Genomic DNA, 20,322 nt, shown 5'->3' with positions numbered 1-20,322 from the left:
TATCGTCGGGTCCTCCCACCCGACAGAACGGATGATGAGCGAGCGCGACCCCGTGAGCGTCCTGCTGCCGACCGTCGAGTGGGGCGACGCCTGCGAGGCGCTGGTCGCCGGCCTCGGCCCCGACGACGAACTGCTGGTGATCTGTGATACGCCGGTCGATCCGGTCGCCGGGCACGACCCACCGGACGGTGTGGAGGTGCTCGTCGCCGGCGAGCCGGAGGGCTGTTCGGGCAAGGCGAACGCGCTCGCGTACGGGATGGAGCGCGCCGAGAACGACCGGTTCGTCTGGACCGACGACGACTTCGAGCGCGACGCCGAGTGGATCGACCGACTGGTCGCCGCCGGGGAGGACCACGGCCCGGCGAGCGCCGTTCCGGTGTTCGTCGGCGACGGCTGGTGGCGGCTCGTCGAGGCGTGGTTCGGCGCGCTGTTCGCGTTCCTGATGTGCTTCCAGGTCGGGAGCGTGGCCGACACCGCCTGGGGCGGCGGCGTGACGTTCACCCGGTCGGAACTGACGGTGAGCGTCCCAGCGCTCGCTGACGAACTCCGGGAGGTGTTGAGCGACGACTACCTGCTCACCCAGCGACTCCCCGGCGTTCACCCGGTTCGGTCACTGGTGACCCCGGTGACGGTCCCCGGGGAGTTCGAGCGGGTCTCGAACCGCCTCGTTCGGTTCGTCCGCATCGTCGGCGTCAACGAGGGGTGGCGCTGGTCGCTCCTGAGCGTGCCGCTGGCCGCGGCCGGCGTCTGCTTCCCGCTCACGGTCGCACCGCTCCTCACGGTCGCCATCGCCGGGGTGTACGCCCGGCTCGGGCTCCGTCGGGTGAACGTCCTGTTCGCGTACCCCGGGTTGCTGTTGCTCCCCGTCGTGACGCTCGCGGGACGCGTCGTCACCGAGTTCGAGTGGGCCGGGCGGCGGTACCGGTTCGCAGAGGACGGCCGCGTCGAGGTGCTCGGGCGGGAGCGTCGGTAGGTCGCGGGGCGTATCACAGCAGGCCGCGGGTCGCGCTGCCGGTCGTTTCGGCCGAGCGTTTAGACGAACGACACGCTTATTCGCCTCAGTCCACCACTCAGGGACGATGACCGGCACCGCGGAGGGGACCGTCGACGACCCCGATCCAGAGGAGACCGAGGCCTTCCGGAAGACCTGCGAGACGCTCGTCGAGCGCATTCTGGCAGGAGAGGTCAACGCCGAGTCGCTCGAGAGCGCGAAACTGCGGGCGTGTTCGGAACACTCCTCGCCGAAAGTGCCGAAGAACACCGACGTCCTCCAGCACGCGCCCGACGACCGCCGCGAGGACGTGATGGAGGTCGTCCGGCGCAAGCCGGTCCGGACCGCCTCGGGGGTCTCGCCCGTGGCGATCATGACCTCGCCGCACATGTGTCCGCACGGCAAGTGCCTGTACTGTCCCGGCGGCCCGGCGAGCGAATTCGACTCGTCGCAGTCGTACACGGGCCACGAGCCCGCCGCCGCGCGCGGGGAGCAGAACGACTACGACCCCTACGGCCAGGTGACGCTCCGGCTGGAACAGCTGCGGCACATCGGTCACCCGGTCGATAAGGCGGAGCTCATCCTGATGGGCGGGACGATGACCGCGCGGAGCCACGACTACCAGGAGTGGTTCGTCAAGCGCGCCCTGCAGGCGATGAACGAGTACGACCTCGACTCGCCCCCGAACCCCGCGGAGGGGCGGTCGTTCGCACAGGCCCCCGACGAGTACGACTTCCGCTACGTCGCGGACGTCATCGCGGAGAACGAGACCGCCGACGTTCGCTGTGTGGGAATCACGTTCGAGACGAAGCCCGACTGGTGTGACCCCGAGCAGATCGACCGGATGCTCCGGCTGGGCGGGACGAAAGTCGAGGTGGGCGTCCAGACCACCTACGAACGGATCAACCGGGAGATGCACCGCGGCCACGGTACGCAGGCGTCGGTCGACGCCAACCGCCGCCTGCGCGACGCGGGGTTCAAAGTCGGCTTCCACATGATGCCCGGCCAGCCCGGCATGACCCGGGAGATGTGCGTCGAGGACTTCCGCCAACTGGCCGAGAATCCGAAGTGGCGGCCCGACTACCTCAAGATCTACCCGACCCTGGTGGTGAGAGGGACCCGCGTGTACGACCAGTGGCGCCGGGAGGAGTTCGACCCGCTGACGAACGAGGAGGCCGCCGACGTCGTCGCGGAGGCGATGGGGCTCGTCCCCGAGTACACCCGGTTGCAGCGCGTCCAGCGCGACATCCCCGCGGACTTCATCGACGCCGGCGTCTGGAAGTCGAACCTCCGCCAGCTCGCCGAACAGCGGGCCGCCGAGAGGGGAATCGAACCACGCGACATCCGCGCCCGCGAGGTCGGGATGAACGACGCCGACCCCGATCCCGATCGGATCACGCTCTCGACCCGGACGTACGACGCCGTCGGCGGTCGAGAGCACTTCCTCGCGTTCGAGGATCCCGACGCCGACCTCCTCGTCGGCTTCTGCCGCCTTCGCTACCCCTCGTACTCGCCGTACGGCGACCGCCCCGACGCCGACCCCGTCCGTGAGGAACTCCGCGACGCTGCCATCGTGCGAGAACTCCACGTCTACGGGAGCGAGGTCGGACTCGGCGGCGAGGGCGACTGGCAACACCGCGGCTACGGTCGGCGTCTCTTAGGAAGGGCCGAGGAACTCGCGGCCGACGACGGCTTCTCGAAGCTCGCGGTCATCTCCGGGATCGGCGTCCGACAGTACTACTGCGACAAGCTCGGCTACCACCAGGACGGCCCGTACGTGTCGAAGCGGCTGTAGATTTCACAGAGCGTTCTGATCCAGGCATTGCGCGAGCGACCGCCGTCACGCACGGCCGACGACGCGCAGCTCCCACGAGCGAACGCGGACGCCGTGGTCGTGGACCCCTCGCGCGGACGCGATCGACGGTCAGTCCGGTCACCGCGCCGGCGACCCCGAGACAGCGGAGCGCCGCCCGCCGACCGGGTGGCTCCGCGCCCGCTCGTCCGTCGCTCGGGTCCGCTCGTCGCCGGTCGTTCCACCTTCGGATCGACGCCGGTCCACGGTATCGCGCTGTCTCGGTCGGTCCGGATCGGCCTCGGCGTCCGCGCGGTGCTCGCGTTCCGCCTCCCCCGGAGTCGTACGCATCGGTGTATCTCCCCGGAGTTCTGCGGTAAGGCTACGCCTCGAGGCATCAGTCGGCGGAACGGAGAGGGGTCGCCGGTTCGACCGGGGAACGACTCAGCAGTTGCGGACCATCTCGACGTGTGGGATCCCGGCCTCCTCAAACTCCTCGCCGACGGATCGGTAGCCACGATCGGCGTAGAAGCCCTCGACGGGAGTCTGGGCGTGGAGCACGAGCGTCTCGAACCCCGCCCTCCGGGCCTCCGCCTCAACAGCGTCCATCAGGCGAGCGCCCCAGCCCTCGTCGCGACGGTCGGCGAGGACCGCGACGCGTTCGATCTTCGCCCGCGCCGGCGTCGCGTGATCGTCCGCCCCGTCGGTCCCGGCGTCGACCGGCCTGAGCCGCGCCGCGCCGACCGCGGTATCGCCGTCGACTGCGAGGAAGTGGGTCGCCGCGCCGAGGTCGTCGTATGCGTCGACCTCCAGCGCCGGGGGGACGTCCTGCTCGTCGACGAACACCGCCCGGCGGACGGCGAGAGCGTCTTCCAGTTCCGCCTCCGTTTCGACCCGTCGGACCGATCGTGTCACGTTCGGATGTCGATCGGGAGGACGAAGAGCCTCACGCTCGTCGTCGAATCGGCGGTGACAAGTCGAGCCGTCCGCTCGGTCGGTTCTCGGCCGGCCGTGAGGCGGCCGAGGACCGATCGGAAGCGACACCCCTTTTCGGCACCCGCTGATACGAGGACGGTATGGAGCCCAAGCAGGAGCTTTCGAGCGTCGACCTCGCAGCGCTCGTCACCGAACTCACCCGGTACGAGGGGGCGAAAGTCGACAAGGCCTACCTCTACGGCGACGACCTCCTGCGCCTCCGCATGCGCGACTTCGACCGCGGCCGGGTCGAACTCATCGTGGAGGTCGGCGACGTGAAACGCGCGCACGTCGCCGCGCCCGAACACGTCCCCGACGCGCCTGGCCGCCCGCCGAACTTCGCGATGATGCTCCGGAACCGCATCGCCAACGCGGACTTCCGTGGCGTCGAGCAGTTCGAGTTCGACCGCATCCTCGTCTTCGAGTTCGAGCGCGGCGACGAGCGGACGAAGATCGTCGCGGAACTGTTCGGACAGGGGAACATCGCCGTCCTTGACGGGACCGACGAGGTGGTGCGCAGCCTCGAGACCGTCCGCCTGAAGTCCCGGACCGTCGCCCCGGGCGCGCAGTACGAGTTCCCCTCCTCGCGGCTGAATCCCCTCACCGTCGGCTTCGACACCTTCCGCCGGCAGATGGCCGACTCCGACACCGACGTGGTACGGACGCTGGCGACCCAGTTGAACCTCGGCGGGTTGTACGCCGAGGAGCTCTGCACGCGGGCGGGCGTCGAGAAGACGCTCGACATCGCCGACGCGGACGAGAGCGACTACCGCGCGATCCACGACGCCATCGCCGAACTCGCCTCGCAGTTGAAGTCGGGCGACTTCGACCCGCGGGTGTATCTCGACGGCGACCGCGTGGTCGACGCGACGCCGTTCCCCCTCCGTGAGCGTGAGCGCGAGAACCTGAACGAGGAGGCGTACGGGACGTTCAACGAGGCGCTCGACGAGTACTTCTACCGGCTGGAACTCGCCGACGAGGAGCCCGAAACGGGGGACGACCGACCTGACTTCGAGGCGGAGATCGCCAAACAGCAACGGATCATCGAACAGCAAAAGGGCGCGATCGAGGGGTTCGAGGAGCAGGCCCGCGCGGAGCGGGAGAAGGCCGAGGCGCTGTACGCGAACTACGACATCGTCGATGAGGTGCTCTCGACCGTCCGCGACGCGCGCGCGGAGGGGATCCCGTGGTCGGAGATCGAGTCGAAACTCGCGGCGGGCGCGGACCAGGGGATCCCCGCCGCGGAGGCGGTCGTCGGCGTCGACTCGGCGGCGGGAACCGTCACGATCGACCTCGACGACAGCCGGGTGACGGTCGACGTCTCGATGGGGGTCGAGAAGAACGCCGACCGCCTCTACACGGAGGCGAAGCGGATCGAGTCGAAGAAGGAGGGGGCGCTGGCGGCGATCGAGGACACCCGCGAGGAACTGGCCGCGGTGAGAGCACGCAAGGAGGCGTGGGAGGCCGACGACGGTGACGAAGAGGACGAGGACGAGGAACCCGTGGACGTCGATTGGCTCTCGCGGCGGTCGATTCCGATCCGCAAGCCCGGCCACTGGTACGAACGCTTCCGGTGGTTCGAGACCTCGGACGGCTACCTCGTCGTCGGGGGGCGGAACGCCGACCAGAACGAGGACCTCGTCAAGAAGTACCTCTCGAAGCACGATCGCTTCTTCCACGCGCAGGCGCACGGCGGGCCGGTAACGGTGCTCAAGGCGTCGCGGCCGTCGGAGCCGTCGAACCCCGTCGAGTTCCCCGAATCGACGCTCGAAGAGGCCGCGCAGTTCGCCGTCGCGTACTCGTCGGTGTGGAAGGACGGCCGCCACGCGGGGGACGCGTACATGGTGACGCCCGATCAGGTGTCGAAGACGCCCGAGAGCGGCGAGTACCTGGAGAAAGGTGGGTTCGCCATCCGCGGCGACCGCACCTACTTCCGCGACGTCGAGGCACGCGTCGCCGTCGGCGTCCAGTGCGAGGGGGAGACACGCGTGCTCGGCGGTCCGTCGTCGGCGATCGATCCGCGCGTCGAGACCGCGATCCACCTCGAACCCGGCCGGTACGCGCAGAACGACGCGGCGAAGATGTGTTACCGGGAGTTCAAGACACGCTTCACCGACCAGTCGTTCCTCCGGAAGGTGGCCAGTCCTGATCTGATCCAGGAGTTCCTCCCGCCCGGCGGGAGCGAACTGCGTGACGCCGCGGACTGAGCGTTCGTCTCCGGTGGAGTCGGGTGGTGTTGACAGAAAATAACGTTCCGTTTATCCGACGGAACGAGCACCATAGATATTACCTCCGGTCGCGTGTAGAACGCAGAGCAAGTGCAGGCCACGCCGACACGTGTCGTGCCCGTGTGGCGGCACGCTCGGTGAATCACTATGATTGAAGAATCACTCAGATACCTGCGCAGCAGCGACGACTGGATAAAGACGGTTCTGCTCGGCGGCGTCCTGACGCTGTTCGGCTTCCTCCTCGTCCCGCTGTTTGCGGTGTTCGGCTACTACGTTCGCGTCCTCCGGGGGACGATGCGCGGGGGCGACGAACCGCCGGTGTTCGACGACTGGGGGACCATGATCGTCGACGGGCTGAAGGCGTTCGCCATCTACCTCGTGTACGGTCTCGTCCCGGGCCTGCTCGGGGCGACCATCGCGTTCATCGGCATCGGCGGTGCGGTCGCCGGTGACTCCGGGGTCGCGGGCGCGATCGGCGGCCTCGTCGCCGTTGTCGGCTTCCTCGTGGCGTTCGCCCTCGGGCTCGTTGCGGCGTACATCGCCCCCGCGGCGCTCGCGAACTACGTCGAGAAGGACGACCTCATGGCCGGCTTCGCCTTCGGCGAGATCCGTGCGGCCATCACGACCAGAACGTACGCGATAGGGTGGTTGAGCGCGTTCGCGATGCTCCTCGCCGCGGGGCTCGTCACGTCCGTGCTGAGCATCGTCCCGATCGTCGGGACGATCGTCGGCGTCTTCGTGACGTTCTACGCCGCCGTCGCGGCGTTTTACGTCATCGGCCACACCTGGACGGATCTCAACCCCGTCGAACTGCACGAGGAAGACGAGATGCCCGGCGAACAGCCGGCCGTCTGAACGACCGGGCGATCGGTATCCCGACGGGATCGATTTCCCGACGGATCGATGTCCGTCCCGCACCAGCGGGCCGACTCTGTGTTCTCTCGAGGACCCTCGCGCTGACGTTCGGAGTCGGGCGCTCGGTCCCGAAACCGGGCGACTGCGGCGGTGGTGCAAGAATAGTCACAAGAACTAACTCCGCGCCCGGTCACCGACCGGGTGATGCTCTTCGATGCTCTGTCGTTTCCCCGTCGAGGCGATGACTGGCTGTCGACGCTCCTCGTCGGCGGGGTTTTGACTCTTCTCGGCGTGTTGGTTCTCCCGGCGTTCGTCGTCCAGGGCTACCTCGTTCGGGTGCTCGACCACGCCGCGCGTCGGGAGCGCACGCCCCCCTCGTTCACGCAGTGGGGCACCCTGTTCGTCGACGGGCTGAAGCTGACCGTCGTGAACTTCGTGTACGGGTTGTTCGTGCTCGTCCCGCTTGCGATCGTGCTCGGAGCGATCCTCGTGTTCATCCCCAGCGATCCGATGATTGCCGAGGCGGGTGCGGGGAGCCCCCCGCCGGCACCGACCGTCGTCGGACCGGGACCCCTCGTCTTCGTCGCCTTCCTCGCCGCCGTCGGGCTGTTCTTGCTCGTCGTCACGTACATCCTCCCCGCAGCACTCGCGAACTTCGCCATCGAAGGGCGACTGCGTGCGGCGTTCGACGTCCGGACCGTCCTCGCGGGGGCGTTCACGAGCGACTACGCCGTCGCGTGGCTGCTCGCGATCGTCGTCGGGATCACCGGCGGACTCGTCGGCTCGGTGCTGACCGTCGTCGTCGTCGGAATCTTCGTGCTCTTTTACGTCCAGGTCGCCTCCTACTACCTCGTCGGACGGGGGTTCGCCGCGGGGCTGTCGAAGAAGCGGTGGAGCGAACCCTGATCGTCGGTCGGCCGGAATGACAAGACACGTAACGCCCGCCCGCCGAGAGCCGACATGCGCATCGTAAGCCGGGGTCGCGGCGAGGAGGGACGCGAGCGGGTGACGCTCGTTCCCGAGAACGTCGACGACCTCTGGCACCTCTCGTACGTGCTCGAACCGGGCGATCTCGTCGAGGGTGACACCACCCGGCGCATCCAGCGCAACGAGGAGAACCTCCGCGATACGGGTGGCGAACGCGAACACCTCCACCTCACGCTTTCGGTCGAGGACGTCGAGTTCGCCCGCTTCGCCAACCGGCTCCGCGTGGGCGGCGAGATCGTCGGCTGCTCCCGCGAGGACCAGCTCGGCCACCACCACACGCTGAACGTCGAGGAACGGTCGGAGATCACGGTCGAGAAACACTGGAAGCCGGACCAGACCGATCGGCTGGAGGAGGCCGAACAGGCGAGCGAGAACCCCGACGTCGCCATCGTCACCGTCGAAGAGGGCGAGGCGTACATCCACACCGTCGCCCAGTACGGCACCGAGGAGTACGCCTCCTTCACCAGGCCCACGGGGAAAGGCGAGTACGCCCGCCCGCGGACGGAACTCTTCGACGAGGTCGGGTCGGCGCTGTCGCACCTCGACGTCGACGCCGTCGTCCTCGCGGGGCCGGGCTTTACGAAGAACGACGCTCGTGATTACATCGCAAGCGAGTTCCTCGACGCGGCGGAAAAGATCGTGAAGACGGTCGATACCGCCGGCGTCGGCGACCGCGGCGTCCACGAGGTGCTCAAGCGCGGCGCGATCGACGACGTCCAGAAGGAGACCCGCATCGCCGAGGAGTCGCGGCTCATCGACGAACTCATGGACGGCATCGCAGCGGGGACGAAAGTCGCCTACGGCGTCGAGGAGGTCGCCGAAGCCGCCGAGTTCGGTGCCGTCGAGCACCTGCTCGTCCTCGATTCGAGGCTGAGAGACGAGCGCCAGGGGGCGGGCGAGTGGGACGTCGACGCGAACGAGGTGATCGAGACGACGGAACAGAAAGGCGGCGAGGTAACCGTGTTCTCCGCGGAGTTCGCCCCCGGCCAGCAGCTGAAGAACCTCGGCGGCATCGCAGCGCTGCTGCGGTACCGCCTGCAGTAGTCGTCGCCGGGAAGGACGAACAGCCCGAGTGAGACAGCCGGACCCGCCGGTGGTGGGGAAAATACGGGAAGGTAGAGGGCCTGACGTCGAGTCGTTGCGTCGACGGCTCAGTTGCTGCCGCCCGAGAGCGCCGACTCGATGACCGACGAGTACGACGACTCGCCGATGTTGAACGCCACCTGCGTCATGACTTCGCCGTCGAAACTGTCCTCGAAGACGCTGGTGAACCGCTCGGAGAGCTGCTGGCCGTAGTCGTTGTTGACGTACAGCGTCGACACCGTAGAGGCACCGAGCCGCTCGGACATGACCTGCGCCATGACGCGGCCCTGGAGCTGGTCGGACGGTGCCGTCCGGAAGATGAAGTCGTTGTCTTCGAGGTTCGTCACCGACAGCGCCGTCGACGACGGCGAGCAGCCGACGATCTCGTTGGGGATCGCCACCTGCTGAGACATCGGGACGTTCACGCCCGAGGAGGCGGTGCCGCAGATGAACGGCACACCCGCGCTCGCCAGCGACTGACCGGCGGCGACGCCGGCGCTGGGCGAGGTCTGAGTGTCCTCGATCTGTGCGTTCACCGAGAGCCCGGCGGGGTTGGCCTCGTTGACCAGAATGCCGGGGATCTGCGCCGCCTGGATCATCGGCTGGCCGGTCGAGGCGAGGTCGCCCGTCTCCGGGAGGAGGATCCCGAGCGAGATCTCACGGTCGCTTCCGCCGGGGCCACTGTCGGCGGACGGACCGGCTCCGTCGGGGTTCTCGCCGGAGAACGACTGCGTCTCGACGGCCGTCGTCGACTGCGAGTCGACGCCGTCGAACTCCCAGATGTCGTACGCCGCGGACGCGGGGTCGCCGTTCTGGTCGAAGTTGGTCGCCGAAGACGCCCCCTGGTAGTTGACGTCCTCGCCGTTGGCGGCGGCCTCGACGCCCTCGACGAGGTTCTGGGGACCGACCTCCATCCCGCCCGGGTTGGCGATGCGACGCATCTGGTCCTTGACCGCCGGCCCGCTGTTCTCGCCGGCGGCAGCGTTGGCGAGGATACCGATGGCCGCGGAGTCGAACGACTGGGAGGTGAAGACGCCGGGCGCGGAGCCGTACTCCTCCTGGAAGAGTTCGTTGAACGCGTCCTGGTTCGGCCCGCCAGCCGCCGGCGCCGTCCCCGTGACGTTCTCCATCGGGTTGCCGACCTGTGCGGGCAGTGCGCCGTCGCGGAGCCCGTCGGGGATCAGGATCGACTGGCTCCCGTCGGTCTGGCTGTAGTAGTCACGGAACAGCTGAATCCCCGACTCGGGGTATCCGATGACGACGAGCCCGTCTGGGCCGCTCATCCCGCCGCCACCGGTGCTCCCACCGGATTCCGTCTCGGAGCCGTCACTCGATTCCGTCTCGGTCGCCTCCGAGCCCCCACCCGACCCGCCGTCGCCACCACCGATGCAGCCGGCGAGTCCGGCGACACCGGCGACACCGGCTCCCTTCAGGAACTTACGTCGGTCGATATCACGTACCATAATCCGTCGATGGGTACACCGTCGTATAAATCTACCTTTGTGAACGAAACTCACATGTTTCGTGAACGAAATCGCCACGATAAATTTCTGTAGTTGGCGAACGTTTCGACGGGGTTTGGGCTCCGACGGCCCACCTCCGGCCGACCGGCGGTGGTCGCCGGAACCGCTGATCGGCGGCCCACGGTCACACGGTCGATGGGAGCGAAACCAACACGTTGAAACCGGTTCCCGTCCCGGACTAGCCGGATGGGTATCCCGTCGTTCGTCATCGGCATCGCGGGAGGGACTGGCGCCGGGAAGACGACGGTCGCCCGACTCGTCACGGAGAACGTCGGCGAGTCGGTCACGCGGATCCCGATCGACAACTACTATCACGACCTGAGCCACCTCGACTTCGAAGCGCGGAAGAGTCGGAACTACGACCATCCGTCGGCGTTCGAGTGGGACCTGCTCCAGACGCAGATGAGCAGCCTCCTCGAGGGGCAACCGGTCGAGATGCCCCAGTACGACTTCACGAGGCACAACCGCAAAGCCGAGCGAAAACGGGTCGATCCGACCGACGTCGTCATCCTCGAAGGGATCCTCGCGCTGTACGACGAGGCGATCAACGAGATGATGGATCTCCGCCTGTACGTCGAGACCGACGCCGACGTCCGGATCCTCCGGCGGATTCAGCGCGACGTCATCGAGCGTGGGCGCGACCTCGAAGGCGTCATCGAGCAGTACCTCTCGACGGTGAAGCCGATGCACGAACAGTTCATCGAGCCCACGAAGCGGAACGCGGACCTCATTATCCCCGAGGGGGCGAACAGCGTCGCCGTGAAACTCCTCGAGGAGAAGGTTCGCGCCGAAGTGACCGGCGACGCAGCCCGGACGTGGGAACGGGACTCGGTCGAGGTCGAACTCGACGCCGAATTCGACGACGCCTAGGCGCGGTCGCGGACGAACGCGTCGGCACCCTCGTAGAACCAGAGGTCGTTCTCCCGCATCGCCCGTCCGAGCGCCTGGTGAAACTCCACGAAATCGGCGAACTCCTCCTCGTCGACCCCCTCGAACACCTCGCGGAGCGAGACGACTCGCTCGGAGTCGATCCGGATCGGGTCGTCGCCGTACTCGGCGACGAACGCGTCCCGCGAGAGCGGGAAGTCCTCGTCCTCGTCGACTTTCTTGGCGACGACCGCGTGGCCGTACTTGCGTCGGCCCTCGCTACCCTGCTCCCCGTCGGGATCGTGTGGCCAGTCCATACTCGACGGTTGGGTGGCCGACTCAAAGCCGTTACGCTGTCGGTCGCGATCGGGAGACGCGAGCGACCGAGACGGACAGCGACACGTCCGTCGGGACCGCCCGCTGTGTGGTCTCGTGGTCGCGCAACGTCCGTCGCCACCGGTCGATCGACGCGTCGTCCGCACCGCTTTCGACCAGGAGCGTCGCGTGGATCGAGACGACCGCCGACCCGAACGGGCACTCCTCTCCCGCCGCCGCGACCGTTCCCTCGACCGTGACGCGGGCGACGTGTGGCCGCCCACCGAGCGAGTCGGTGACCGCGTGGGCCACCGACCCCAGATGCGCAGCGCGGAGATCGAGCGCCGTCCCGTCCACCGAGGGGTGCGATCGGTTCGGGTGAGACGGAAGTCGAACGTCAGCCGCTCCGAGACGTCGAACCCGCCGGTACCCGAGGAGCCGGCGCGGTTGTGCGCCTCGACCCGGTACGTGTCGGCCCGGCCGGCTCGACGCATGAACCGAGACGGGTACTGAATAGAACATCCCACCCGACGCCGCGTTCGCGCGCCTCAGTCGAGCAGCCCCAGTTCGGCCACGAGCGGGGCCGTCCACTTCGGGACGATGCGGCCGGCGTCACGGCGCGCTGCGAGGAGCGGGAGGATCGTGTCGAGGTCCGCGGCCGTCCGGAGCACGGGTTGCATCGGGAGGAAGTCGACTTCGAGCCCGGCCGCGTCCCCCCGGGCGGCGAGCGTCGACACTTCGGGCGCGGCGAAGGCGTCCGTGAAGTCGATCGGCTCGGTGAACGCGGCGTAGAACACCCGGCCGGTCGGTGCGGGCCCGAGGACGACGGGCGTCGACCGAAGCTTCATCGCCGCGGAGTCGACGGCCGTCCGCGTCAAGAACGGAGCCGTCCCGCGGACGACCGCCACGGAGTCGACGCCCTCCTCGCGCAGGAGGTGGGTGGCGGTGTTGCCCGCCCGGGCGGCGTACGACGAGCCGACCTGCACCTCGAACCGCACGTCGTCGAGGTCGTCGAGCGCGTCGGCGGCGAGCGCGCGCACCGCCGCCTCCGCCGTGACGTCCCCCGCGTTTCGGTGTTCGTCGGGCAGGAGCTCCTCCGGGCGGTAGTTGACGAGGAGGTCGCCGCCGGAGCGGTCGACCGCGAGGAAGGTGTCTTTCAGCATCGCGGCGTACAGGTCGGCGGCCTCTGCACCGGAGAGCGGACCCTCTTCGACGAGAGCGGGGAGGACGAGACCCGGTCGGGGCGGATCACAGAGTACGGCAACGACGGTCATGTGAATGACGTACGGCGGCGGCGCCTTGAACGCGCCGCTTCGGTGCCGGACGTCGACACGGCCGACGGCACGGTCACCCGACTCGTTTTGTCGCTCCCCGTTCCAGTGGTGGTATGAAGTTCGTTCGTCGCCTCGCCCTGCTCGCGGCCGTGGCCGTCGTCGGTCTCGGCGTCGGCGGACTCGTCGTGCTCGTCGGCACGCTCGACGTGGCCGCGGCGCTCGTCGTCGCCTTCGTGGCCGGTCTCCTGCTCGGTGGCGTGGTCGCGGGGCTCCGCTGGGCGGGCCGGTCGGACACTCCCTACTGGTGACCGCCCGAGCTACCGCCCGCGGCGACCCTTCGTCTGGCGGTAGTCCCTCCCCAGGACGTTCTCGCGGACGTGGTCGACGAACGCCTCGGTGTCGGCGTCGGTCTGCTCGTCGAGCGGGAGCATCGGCACCAGTTCGAAGCCGCGCCCGCGGATGGTCGTGGCGTGGGCCGCCGCCACGTCGAAGCTCTCGGGTGCGCGTGTGGTGTACTCGGTGGCGAGGGCTTCGAGCACCCGTCCCCCGATGGGGACGATGATGTGGGGGTTGATCATCCTGATCTCGGCCGTGAGGAACGGATCGCAGTTCGCCACCTCGCCGTCGGTCGGGGGACGCTCGGGGTGGTGACAGCGCGCCAGGTAGGTGAGAAAGACGTTCTGGAGGTCGGGTTCGGTCGAATCGGGCGGCGACCGCGAGAAGCCCAGGTCGCCGAGGACGCCCTGGAGCCGCTCGCCCGCGGCGTCACCGGTGAACGGAACCCCGGTCCGGTCGGCGGCCTGCGTTGGTGCGTCTCCGACGACGAGGAACTCCCCCCCGACGTCGCCGTAGCCGTGGACGACCTGTGTGCGCGTCTCGGGGAGCGCGTCGCAGTTCGTACACTGCTCGTCCATGTTGAACGGGTTCCGGAGGCGGTCTTGGTGTGCGTCCACAGTCGGCTGTCGGTTCCGAGCGGCAAAACCCTCCGGGTTCGTCGGGTGTCGTCGCCGCCGTGTCGCGGAACGAGATGGCGGAGCGGAGGCCGCAGCCGGCTCCGATCGGCTCTCGGCGGTCCCTATCGGTCCAACCCGCCGCGTCGGTTTACCTGCATGATGAACCGGACGGTGCGGTAGATCTCCTCGGGCGTCGTCTCCTCGCCGTCGTCGTAGAGGTCGCTCACGCGGTAGAGGACCGCGGCGAGCTGCTGGCTCGCCGAGGAGTCGCCGCGGAGGTCGTCGGCGGTCTCCCGGAGGAGGCGCACCCGGTCGGGGTCGGGGGCGAACCCCTCGGAGTCGTCGACCCGATCGGTGTCACCCACGTGTCCGCCACCGCCGTCGGCCGTCATCACGAACGAGAGACTCGCCGGCGGTGGACAGTCCCGACGTTGTTGGCGACGTTCTCGGTCATCACCCGGAGCGCGTCGGCCGTCTCGCTGCCCTCCTCCAGAACCATCGGTTCGCCGGTGTCGCCGCCCGTTCTGACGGCGGGGTCCAGCGGGATCGACCCCAGGAATGGCAGTTCGTTCTCGTCGGCGAACGCGCGGCCCCCACCCGACCCGAAGAGGTCGTGGCGGCTCCCGCAGTCGGGACACCGGAACCCGGCCATGTTCTCGACGATCCCCAGCACGTTGGTGTCGTGTTTGCCGAACATCCGCAGGCCCTTCCGGGCGTCGTCGAGCGCCACGTCCTGCGGCGTCGTGACGATGACCGCCCCCGAGAGCGGGAGCGTCTGGAGGATCGTCAGTTGGGTGTCGCCCGTCCCCGGCGGGAGGTCGAGGATCATGTAGTCGAGCGCGCCCCACTCGACGTCCTCGACGAGTTGAGTCAGGACCTTGTGGACCATCGGGCCGCGCCAGATGACGGGGTCGTCCTCGCCGACGAGGAAGGCCATGCTCATCAGCTTCATCCCGAACTTCTCGGGCGGGACGATCGTCTCCTCCGGCGTGGCCTGTGGGTGTTCGTCGGCGTCGACCATCCGGGGGACGTTCGGCCCGTACACGTCGGCGTCGAACAGTCCCACCCGCGCGCCGAGCTTCGAGAGGCCGGCGGCGAGGTTGACCGCGATCGTCGACTTGCCGACGCCGCCCTTGCCCGAGGCGACAGCGATGACGTTCTTCACACCCGGGAGCACCTGCTCTTCGGCCGCCCGAGCGGGCAGTTTCGCCGTCAGGTCCGCGTCGAGACCCGCGTCACCCAGTACCTCTCGCACCCGCCGCGCGACGGCGGACTCCTGTGGGGAGTACGGCGCGCCGAGCGCGAGCGATACCCGAACCCGGTCGCCCTCGACCTCAACGGCGTTGACCAGGCCGAGCGAGACGACGTCGTCACCGAGGGCAGGGTCCTCGACCGCTCGGAGGAGCTCTCGTACGTCCGCGTTGTCCATACCCTCATCTCGTCGCGTCCGGCGAATAAGGGTTGTGAAGGGGTGACCGTGATGAACTGTGAGCGTCGGTCCGACCGTCGCGAACGGACAGGCCCTGTCACTACGCGCACGGACGAACGGCAGGTGAAAACACGACCGCAGGTGAAAAACCTGACACCAAGAATCGTGATGTCCGCGTCGGTCGTTGAGCAAGATATGGCAACGAAAAACGTGCCACGACCGGAGTCCGAATCGAACGACGAAGCTGAACACCCCACGGGCGTGCTCCCGTGGCAGGCCGTCGTCCGCCTCGCTCACCAACGAGCACTCGGCGAGGAGTGACGGCGAGGGAGAGCGGTTTTTTGGAGTCGAAGAGACGGCACGGCGTTCACCGAGCGGGCGTGTCCGTCCGCAGCGTCGCTAAGTAGGCAGCCGTGACGGGCGTGGCGTCCGCTCTGTGTGTCTCGAACCGCTCCTGCATCCACCGGACGACGTGTTCGTCGTCGGTTTCGATGATCGCGATAGAGGTGTTCCGTTCGTCTCGGACGATGAGGCAGGCGAGTCCATCGTTGAGACATATCGGAGGGGTAACGTCGCCATCGGAGACGAAGGCGGAGCAACGGTCTGCGGTGACCATTTCGACGAACTTCTCGGCGGAGCGAAACGCCATCACCGCCTCCAGTACCGGGGGAGTGAAGACGACCTCGAACGTCTGTGTCCCGTTCACGACGGCCTCGTGACGAGCATCGAGACACGGTTCGGGGAAGAAGTCCGTGAGGCTCGTCGAGTGCTCGGACTCGAGTTCGTACTCCCTGATCCGCGACGCCATCGCAAGCGGGTCGTCCGGCGTCGAACGGGCTACCGACGCCCCAGCGAGGCGCTCGAGGTCGAACCCCACCGTGTCGAAGGGGAGGCTCGCCAGCAACGGCTGGAGGTCGCGCGCGACCGTCACCCTAGCGTGGAGCGTGGTGAACTCCCGCGAGACGAACCGTCCGAGCGGCGTCAAAGCGTACCGTCGCTCCTCCTCTGTGACCCACCCGCGGCGTTCGAAGTCACTCAGGAGCCGTCCGACCGTCGCCGCGGACGCCCCGGTCACCGTTCGGATATCGGCCCGCGAGCACGGCGCATCGGCCAGCGCCTCCATCGCGACGAGTCGATGGCTCGAATCGGCGAGAAACCGGATGTCGTCCAGTGCCGTGCTCATAACACAGAGTGGCGACGATATTACATAACCAGCCCAGTAACGCGTCACCGCCGAGCACACTCAGGATATCGCGCTCGTTTCGGCCCGTGGAACGGCTTCTGTTCGGCGCGTTCGTCTCGCGGCCGGGCGAAGGCTCGACATCGAGGACCGTCGACCGTCGTCCGTCCGAGGGCCGGCATTATGTCACAAAAGATATTACGAACGGCTACGTACACCCAAAAGAAGTAACCAGAAGAAGTTACGAGACCGCCCAATCGACCCTGCAAGTTAAGACTCCTCACATCCACCTCTCTCCCACATGCTCGAGGACGACTTCGGACGGGAGGTGACAGGCGTCCGGGTCTCGCTCACGGACCGGTGTAACTTCGACTGCGTCTACTGCCACAACGAGGGGTTGGGCGACACCCGGGGGCCGATGGAGCCAGGGGACAACGAGATGTCGACCGACGACGTCGTCCGCTTTCTCGACGTCGTCGAGGAGTTCGGGGTCCGGAAGGTGAAGTTCACCGGCGGCGAGCCGATGCTCAGACAGGACCTCGAAGAGATCATCCGCCGCACGCCGGACTCGATGGAGACCTCGCTGACGACGAACGGGACGTTTCTTCCCGGGCGGGCCGAGGCGCTGAAGGAGGCCGGACTCTCGCGGGTGAACGTCTCGCAGGACGCGCTCGACCCACAGGCGTTCGCGGAGATCACCAAGTCGGGCGCGTACGACAAGGTGATGGAGGGGGTGCAGGCCGCGGTCGACGCGGGACTCACCCCCGTAAAGCTGAACATGGTCGTGTTCGAGCACACCGCGGGCTACGTGGAGGAGATGGTCGAACACGTCGCCGAGAACGACGGCCTCCAGCTCCAGTTGATCGAGTACATGCCCGAGCTCACGGGCAAGCCCGAGTGGAACATCGACATCCAGCGCGTCCACGACTGGCTCGCCGACATCGCCGACCGGGTCGAGCACCGCGAGATGCACGACCGCAAGCGCTACTTCGTCGAGGGCGGCATGGTCGAGATCGTCGACCCCGTCGAGAACGAGGAGTTCTGTTCGAACTGCCACCGCGTCCGGGTGACCCACGAGGGGTATCTCAAGGGCTGTCTCAACCGCAACGACGACCTCCGACCGATGGGCGAGATGAGTCGGGAGGAGATCCGTACGGCCTTCCACGAGACGGTCGAAAACCGGGTCCCGTACTACGGGGAGTACCTGGTCAAGGACGACGACGGCGACTGGGTCGTCAACGAGAAGTACCTCGGTGTCGAGCCCGAGCCAGTGACGGCCGACGACTGACCCGCCCAGCCCCGTCACGCGTCCGTGTCGGAGCCCCACACGCCGGGGCCGTTTTCGTGACCCTTAAGTACACTCTCCCAGTTGTATCGACTGCAAACACTGTAGGGGCAGCATGCCCCGAGTCCGCGACGGGCGACAGTGAATCAGAACGCGGGTTGCGGTAGCCAAGCCTGGCCCAAGGCGCAGGGTTGCTAACTCTGTGGCGTCAAGCCTCCGGGGTTCGAATCCCCGCCGCAACGCTCACCAATCTAGTCATGAGTGCAGAAGAACCACAGGACGACGCTGCCGAAGACGACGACCTTCGGTACTTCGTCAGGATCGGACAGACGGACCTCGACGGGACGAAGTCCGTCGAGCGAAGCCTGACGGAGATGAACGGTATCGGCAAGCGCACGGCGCGTATCGTCGCCGACGCGGCCGACGTCGACCGGATGGCGACGTTCGGTCGGCTCGAAGACGACGAGATCGACGCCGTGGTGGAGGTCGTCGAGAACCTCCACGACCACGTTCCGGCGTGGATGGCTAACCGCCAGCGCGACTTCTACACCGGGGAGACGAGCCACATCGTCGGCTCGGACCTCGGGCAGAAGCGCACCCACGACGTCAACCGGATGAAGATGATCAACTGCTACAAGGGCGTGCGTCACAAGCGCGGCCAGAAGGTGCGCGGCCAGCGGACGAAGTCGACCGGCCGGAGCGAAGGCACCATCGGCGTCAACGTCGAGGCAATCAAGGAAGACATGGCCGAGGAGGCCGCTGAAGACGAATGACAACCGGAAAGAACACCAAGTTCTACGAGACCCCGAACCACCCGTTCCAGGGCGAGCGCATCGCGAGCGAGGGTGGACTGCTCGGCGACTACGGCCTGAAGAACAAAGAGGAACTCTGGCGAGCCCAGTCACAGCTGCGCGACATTCGCCGCGAGGCCCGACGCCTCCTCGGCGAGGCGCAGGGTGACGTCGAGGTCGCCGAGGCCGCCGGGGCCGGCTTCCTGAACCGACTTCGCCGGCTCGGCATCCTCTCCGAGGAGGACGACATCTCGCAGGTGCTGGGGCTGGACGTCACCGACCTGCTCGAACGCCGCCTGCAGACGGTCGTCTACCGGAAGGGGCTGGCGAACACGCCGAAGCAGGCGCGACAGTTCATCAGCCACGGCCACATCACGGTCGACGGCGCCCGCGTGACGGTGCCGTCGCAGAAGATCGAGGTGGACGAGGCCGGCGCTGTCGCCTTCGACGCGAACAGCCCGCTGGACGACGACCTCCACCCGATGCGGGCGGAGGCGCAGGAGTAACCACCAATGAGCGAAACAGACGAGGAGCGGTGGGGGATCGCCCACATCCACGCGTCGTTCAACAACACGCTGATGACCGTCACCGACCAGACCGGCGCCGAGACCGTCGCGAAATCCTCGGGCGGGTCGGTCGTGAAGCAGAACCGCGACGAGGCGTCGCCGTACGCCGCCATGCAGATGGCCGACTCCATCGCCGAGGAGGTCAAGGCGGCGGGCATCACGAAACTGCACGTTCGCGTGCGCGGTCCCGGTGGGAACAAGACGAAGTCCCCGGGCCCCGGTGCCCAGGCGGCCATCCGCGCGCTCGCCCGCGCCGGCATCGAGATCGGTCGCATCGAGGACGTCACGCCGCTGCCGCACGACGGTACCCGAGCGCCCAAGAACCGACGGTTCTAAGATGACAGAACAGTTCGAAGTCGAGTTCATCGAACGCTCCGATCGAAAGGCGCGCTTCGTTGCGCGCGGGCTGACGCCGGCCTTTGCCAACGGCATCCGCCGGGCGATGATCGCCGACGTCCCGACGTTCTCCATCGACGACGTGCGGTTCGTGGAGAACTCCTCGGTGATGTTCGACGAGATGATCGGGCTCCGTCTCGGGCTCGTCCCGCTGACGACGCCGCTGGACGACTTCGAGATCGGCGACGTGGTCACCCTCGCGCTCGACGTCGAGGGGCCGGCGACGGCGTACTCCGGCGACATCGAGACGTCGGACGCGCTCGTCCGGCCGGCGGACACGAACGTCCCCATCATCGAACTCAAGGAGGGCCAGCGCCTCGAACTCGAGGCCGACGCCGTCCTCGACAGCGGGAAGAGCCACGCCAAACAGCAGGGTGGCGTCGCGGTGGGATACCGACACCTCCAGCGGGTGGAGGTCGTCGGCGACGACCCCGACGCCGAGTTCGGAGAGCAGGAGCCGAACATCCTGCGCGGCGTCATCGAGGACGACGGCGAACTCGTTCCCACGGAGCAGTTCGACAACGACCTCACGGAGCGGTACCCCGGCAAGGAGGTCGAGATCCACGACGTCCCCGGTGCGTTCGTCTTCCACGTGGAGACGGACGGCTCGTTCACGGTGGACGAACTGGTGACCCGCGCGGTCGAGTCCATCGAGTCCCGCGCGGCCGAACTCGAAGAGAAAGTCGCCCTGTAGGGCACGAGAGGAACACACGCACAGATGCGCCCCCGAAACCCACCCACGACGGCTCGCTCGCCCCGCCCACGGCCAGCCGAGCGTCCGTCACCGTCCGCGTCGGCCGCGACGTCGCGCCCACGCGGGGTCGGGATCGAA

Annotated in this window: 24 protein-coding genes and 1 tRNA gene; 15 read left to right on the top strand and 10 right to left on the bottom strand. The window is 67.7% G+C overall.

Annotated features, from left to right (window positions below):
* Positions 1 to 31: 31 nt before the first annotated feature.
* Both NKJ07_RS03755 and NKJ07_RS03750 read left to right on the top strand, forming a co-directional pair.
* The gene (locus NKJ07_RS03755) at positions 32 to 973 is read left to right on the top strand and encodes a glycosyltransferase (protein WP_318569257.1); all 942 of its coding nucleotides are present in this window, start codon (positions 32 to 34) and stop codon (positions 971 to 973) included.
* Positions 974 to 1,079: 106 nt separating this feature from the next.
* A complete protein-coding gene (locus NKJ07_RS03750; protein ID WP_318569256.1) occupies positions 1,080 to 2,786 on the top strand; it encodes a tRNA uridine(34) 5-carboxymethylaminomethyl modification radical SAM/GNAT enzyme Elp3 in 1,707 nt (568 codons plus the stop codon).
* Positions 2,787 to 2,924: 138 nt separating this feature from the next.
* On the opposite strand, the gene NKJ07_RS03745 is transcribed toward NKJ07_RS03750, so the two are convergent.
* Together NKJ07_RS03745 and NKJ07_RS03740 are read right to left on the bottom strand one after the other, a co-directional pair.
* Positions 2,925 to 3,134, bottom strand: coding sequence for a hypothetical protein (locus tag NKJ07_RS03745; RefSeq protein ID WP_318569255.1), 210 nt, complete (start codon positions 3,132 to 3,134; stop codon positions 2,925 to 2,927).
* Between the two features lie 93 nt (positions 3,135 to 3,227).
* Positions 3,228 to 3,698 (bottom strand): GNAT family N-acetyltransferase, encoded by a 471-nt coding sequence (locus tag NKJ07_RS03740; protein WP_318569254.1) that lies wholly within the window; start codon positions 3,696 to 3,698, stop codon positions 3,228 to 3,230.
* A gap of 161 nt (positions 3,699 to 3,859) precedes the next feature.
* On the opposite strand from NKJ07_RS03740, the gene rqcH reads away from it, so the two are divergent.
* The 4 genes from rqcH (at position 3,860) to NKJ07_RS03720 (ending at position 8,872) form a co-directional block, all read left to right on the top strand.
* Complete coding sequence (gene rqcH / locus NKJ07_RS03735; RefSeq protein ID WP_318569253.1) at positions 3,860 to 5,965, top strand: ribosome rescue protein RqcH; 2,106 nt, start codon at positions 3,860 to 3,862, stop codon at positions 5,963 to 5,965.
* Positions 5,966 to 6,133: 168 nt separating this feature from the next.
* Positions 6,134 to 6,841 carry a DUF4013 domain-containing protein gene (locus NKJ07_RS03730; RefSeq protein WP_318569252.1) on the top strand — a complete coding sequence of 236 codons (708 nt, stop codon included), beginning with the start codon at positions 6,134 to 6,136 and terminating at the stop codon, positions 6,839 to 6,841.
* Positions 6,842 to 7,045: 204 nt separating this feature from the next.
* Positions 7,046 to 7,747: a DUF4013 domain-containing protein gene (locus NKJ07_RS03725; protein ID WP_318569251.1), complete on the top strand. Its 702-nt coding sequence runs from the start codon at positions 7,046 to 7,048 to the stop codon at positions 7,745 to 7,747.
* Positions 7,748 to 7,801: 54 nt separating this feature from the next.
* Positions 7,802 to 8,872: an mRNA surveillance protein pelota gene (locus tag NKJ07_RS03720; RefSeq protein WP_318569250.1), complete on the top strand. Its 1,071-nt coding sequence runs from the start codon at positions 7,802 to 7,804 to the stop codon at positions 8,870 to 8,872.
* Between the two features lie 107 nt (positions 8,873 to 8,979).
* Here NKJ07_RS03720 and NKJ07_RS03715 read toward each other — a convergent pair whose 3' ends face one another.
* Complete coding sequence (locus NKJ07_RS03715; protein WP_318569249.1) at positions 8,980 to 10,374, bottom strand: ABC transporter substrate-binding protein; 1,395 nt, start codon at positions 10,372 to 10,374, stop codon at positions 8,980 to 8,982.
* 246 nt (positions 10,375 to 10,620) lie between these two features.
* On the opposite strand from NKJ07_RS03715, the gene udk reads away from it, so the two are divergent.
* The gene (gene udk / locus NKJ07_RS03710) at positions 10,621 to 11,304 is read left to right on the top strand and encodes a uridine kinase (RefSeq protein WP_318569248.1); all 684 of its coding nucleotides are present in this window, start codon (positions 10,621 to 10,623) and stop codon (positions 11,302 to 11,304) included.
* Here udk and NKJ07_RS03705 read toward each other — a convergent pair.
* The 3 genes from NKJ07_RS03705 to NKJ07_RS03695 form a co-directional block, all read right to left on the bottom strand.
* A complete protein-coding gene (locus NKJ07_RS03705) occupies positions 11,301 to 11,618 on the bottom strand; it encodes a DUF5785 family protein (protein WP_318569247.1) in 318 nt (105 codons plus the stop codon). The genes udk and NKJ07_RS03705 overlap by 4 nt on opposite strands.
* 31 nt (positions 11,619 to 11,649) lie before the next feature.
* Positions 11,650 to 11,973, bottom strand: a complete 324-nt coding sequence (locus tag NKJ07_RS03700) for a hypothetical protein (protein ID WP_318569246.1) — start codon at positions 11,971 to 11,973, stop codon at positions 11,650 to 11,652.
* A gap of 191 nt (positions 11,974 to 12,164) precedes the next feature.
* Positions 12,165 to 12,890: a hypothetical protein gene (locus tag NKJ07_RS03695; protein WP_318569245.1), complete on the bottom strand. Its 726-nt coding sequence runs from the start codon at positions 12,888 to 12,890 to the stop codon at positions 12,165 to 12,167.
* Positions 12,891 to 13,003: 113 nt separating this feature from the next.
* Between NKJ07_RS03695 and NKJ07_RS03690 the strand changes: the two genes are divergently transcribed.
* On the top strand, positions 13,004 to 13,198 hold the full coding sequence (locus tag NKJ07_RS03690) for a hypothetical protein (RefSeq protein WP_318569244.1): 195 nt from the start codon (positions 13,004 to 13,006) through the stop codon (positions 13,196 to 13,198).
* Between the two features lie 9 nt (positions 13,199 to 13,207).
* On the opposite strand, the gene NKJ07_RS03685 is transcribed toward NKJ07_RS03690, so the two are convergent.
* From NKJ07_RS03685 to NKJ07_RS03675, 3 genes are all read right to left on the bottom strand, one after another.
* Positions 13,208 to 13,843: a uracil-DNA glycosylase gene (locus tag NKJ07_RS03685; protein WP_318569243.1), complete on the bottom strand. Its 636-nt coding sequence runs from the start codon at positions 13,841 to 13,843 to the stop codon at positions 13,208 to 13,210.
* 122 nt (positions 13,844 to 13,965) lie between these two features.
* Positions 13,966 to 14,235 (bottom strand): DUF7976 family protein, encoded by a 270-nt coding sequence (locus NKJ07_RS03680; protein ID WP_425504784.1) that lies wholly within the window; start codon positions 14,233 to 14,235, stop codon positions 13,966 to 13,968.
* Entirely contained in the window at positions 14,235 to 15,272 is a 1,038-nt protein-coding gene (locus NKJ07_RS03675; RefSeq protein ID WP_318569242.1) for an Mrp/NBP35 family ATP-binding protein, read from the bottom strand. Before NKJ07_RS03675 ends, NKJ07_RS03680 begins: the two co-directional genes overlap by 1 nt.
* A 195-nt stretch (positions 15,273 to 15,467) precedes the next feature.
* Between NKJ07_RS03675 and NKJ07_RS03670 the strand changes: the two genes are divergently transcribed.
* Entirely contained in the window at positions 15,468 to 15,593 is a 126-nt protein-coding gene (locus NKJ07_RS03670; RefSeq protein WP_318569241.1) for a hypothetical protein, read from the top strand.
* A 46-nt stretch (positions 15,594 to 15,639) separates the two neighbouring features.
* Here NKJ07_RS03670 and NKJ07_RS03665 read toward each other — a convergent pair whose 3' ends face one another.
* Entirely contained in the window at positions 15,640 to 16,455 is an 816-nt protein-coding gene (locus tag NKJ07_RS03665) for a helix-turn-helix transcriptional regulator (protein WP_318569240.1), read from the bottom strand.
* A gap of 298 nt (positions 16,456 to 16,753) precedes the next feature.
* Here NKJ07_RS03665 and moaA point away from each other — a divergent pair, with 298 nt between their 5' ends.
* From moaA to NKJ07_RS03635, 6 genes are all read left to right on the top strand, one after another.
* Entirely contained in the window at positions 16,754 to 17,740 is a 987-nt protein-coding gene (gene moaA / locus NKJ07_RS03660) for a GTP 3',8-cyclase MoaA (protein WP_318569239.1), read from the top strand.
* Between the two features lie 154 nt (positions 17,741 to 17,894).
* A tRNA-Ser gene (locus NKJ07_RS03655) sits at positions 17,895 to 17,979 on the top strand.
* A 15-nt stretch (positions 17,980 to 17,994) separates the two neighbouring features.
* Entirely contained in the window at positions 17,995 to 18,510 is a 516-nt protein-coding gene (locus tag NKJ07_RS03650) for a 30S ribosomal protein S13 (RefSeq protein WP_318569238.1), read from the top strand.
* Positions 18,507 to 19,034, top strand: coding sequence for a 30S ribosomal protein S4 (locus NKJ07_RS03645; protein WP_318569237.1), 528 nt, complete (start codon positions 18,507 to 18,509; stop codon positions 19,032 to 19,034). The genes NKJ07_RS03650 and NKJ07_RS03645 overlap by 4 nt, the downstream gene beginning before the upstream one ends.
* Positions 19,035 to 19,040: 6 nt before the next feature.
* Complete coding sequence (locus NKJ07_RS03640) at positions 19,041 to 19,430, top strand: 30S ribosomal protein S11 (protein ID WP_318569236.1); 390 nt, start codon at positions 19,041 to 19,043, stop codon at positions 19,428 to 19,430.
* A gap of 1 nt (position 19,431) precedes the next feature.
* Positions 19,432 to 20,184 carry a DNA-directed RNA polymerase subunit D gene (locus NKJ07_RS03635; RefSeq protein WP_318569235.1) on the top strand — a complete coding sequence of 251 codons (753 nt, stop codon included), beginning with the start codon at positions 19,432 to 19,434 and terminating at the stop codon, positions 20,182 to 20,184.
* Positions 20,185 to 20,322: the final 138 nt, after the last annotated feature.

It is taken from the genome of Salinigranum marinum, assembly GCF_024228675.1.
GTDB lineage: Archaea > Halobacteriota > Halobacteria > Halobacteriales > Haloferacaceae > Salinigranum > Salinigranum marinum.
This window is presented reverse-complemented; position numbering and strand designations above follow the sequence as displayed.